This window comes from Streptomyces milbemycinicus, from assembly GCF_002154605.1.
In the GTDB taxonomy this organism is placed as follows: domain Bacteria; phylum Actinomycetota; class Actinomycetes; order Streptomycetales; family Streptomycetaceae; genus Streptomyces; species Streptomyces milbemycinicus.
In genome coordinates, this window is the sequence record NZ_MUNE01001109.1 from 1 (window position 1) to 1984 (window position 1984).

A 1984-nucleotide genomic window follows, 5' to 3' on the forward strand; every position below is an offset into this window, starting at 1 on the left:
CCCGGCCCCGGCGCCGGGGCCCCGCAGGCCCACGGCGGCGACCGCAGCCCGACCACCTTCCACCAGCTGGCCGTCGGCCGGGTGATGCGTATCGGCCGTGCGCTGGAGAACGAGCTGGTCGTCTCCGACCTGCAGGTCTCCCGCCACCACGCGGAGTTCCGCGCGCTGCCCGACGGCCGGTTCGAGATCCGGGACCTCGGCAGCCACAACGGCACGTACGTCAACGGCCAGCCGGTCCGCCAGCAGATCATCGGCCCGAGCGACATCGTCGGCGTCGGTCACTCCACCTTCCGGCTCGTCGGCGACCGCCTCGAGGAGTTCGTCGACACCGGTGCGGTGTCCTTCTCGGCCCGCCATCTGACGGTGACGGTCGACGGCGGCAAGCAGATCCTCAAGGACGTCTCCTTCGGCGTCCCCGAGAAGTCCCTCGTCGCGGTCATCGGCCCGTCAGGATCCGGTAAGTCCACGCTGCTCAAGGCGTTGACCGGCTACCGCCCGGCCAACCAGGGCGATGTCCTCTACGACAACCGGAACCTCTACAAGCAGTTCGCCGAGCTGCGCCAGCGCATCGGCCTGGTCCCGCAGGACGACATCCTCCACAAGGAGCTGTCCGTCCGGAAGGCGCTGCGCTACGCCGCCAAGCTCCGGTTCCCGGGCGACACCGCCGAGGCCGAGCGCGAGGCCCGGATCGGCGAGGTGCTGCGCGAGCTCAAGCTGGACATACACGCCGACAAGAAGGTCACCTCCCTCTCCGGCGGCCAGCGCAAGCGCGTCTCCGTCGCGCTGGAGCTGCTCACCAAGCCCTCGCTGATCTTCCTGGACGAGCCGACCTCCGGCCTCGACCCGGGCATGGACCGCGATGTGATGCAGCTGCTGCGCGGTCTGGCCGACGACGGCCGCACGGTGCTGGTGGTCACCCACTCGGTGGCCGAGCTGGCAATCTGCGACAAGCTGCTGGTCATGGCCCCGGGCGGCTCGGTCGCCTACTTCGGCCCGCCGGAGGAGGCGCTCAACTTCTTCGGGTACGAGACCTGGGCGGATGTCTTCTCCGCCTTCGAGAACTACCGCGACTACGACTGGGCGGGCCGCTGGCGCGGTTCGCAGCACTACCAGATGTACGCCGCGGACCTCGACGCCGTCGCACCGCAGTCCGTACACGTCCAGCCGCCCCCGGCGCGGATGCAGAAGCCGCAGAGCTGGGGCTCCCAGCTGTGGACCCTGATGCGCCGCTATGTCTCGGTGATCGCCTCGGACAAGGGCTTCCTGGGTCTGATGGTGATCCTGCCCGCCGTCCTCGGCGCGGTGAGCATCGTCATCCCGTCGGACTTCGGCCTCACCAAGGCGCCCAAGGGCCAGTTCAACCAGGACGCGGGCACGATCACACTGATCCTCGTGGTCGGCATGTGCTTCTCCGGTGCGGCCAACTCCGTACGAGAACTGATCAAGGAGCGGGTGATCTACGAACGGGAACGGGCGGTCGGCCTGTCCCGCTCGGCCTATCTGATGTCGAAGGTGATCGTGCTCGGCGTGATCACCGCCTTCCAGGCCGTGATCATCTGCGCCATCGGCTTCTCGACCCGCGAGCTGCCGGAGGAGGGCCTGGTCCTGCCCCCGGCCGCCGAGCTGTGCGTGTCCATCATCGCGATCGGCTTCACCTCGATGATGGTCGGCCTGGTGATCTCCTCGCTGGTGAAGACCGCCGAGAAGACCATGCCGCTGCTGGTCATGTTCGCCATCGTCCAGGTCGTCTTCACCGGCATCCTGTTCAAGATCTACGGACAGCTGGGCATCGAGCAGTTCGCCTATCTGATGCCGTCCCGCTGGGCGGTGGGCGCGGCCGGAGCGACCCTGGACCTCGGCCCCGGCCCCGGGCACACGATGGCGCCCTGGGACCGCAAGAATCCCAACGACACCGACCCGCTGTGGGAGCACGCCACATCGCAGTGGGGCATCGACATCCTGGTGCTGGTCGCGCTCGGCGTCA

Annotated in this window: 1 protein-coding gene; it reads left to right on the plus strand. The window is 68.5% G+C overall.

Annotation, left to right across the window (positions count from 1 at the left end):
• Nucleotides 1–1984: ABC transporter ATP-binding protein/permease (locus CCN51_RS51390; RefSeq protein ID WP_107426321.1), on the plus strand; the 1984-nt coding region annotated here is incomplete at both ends.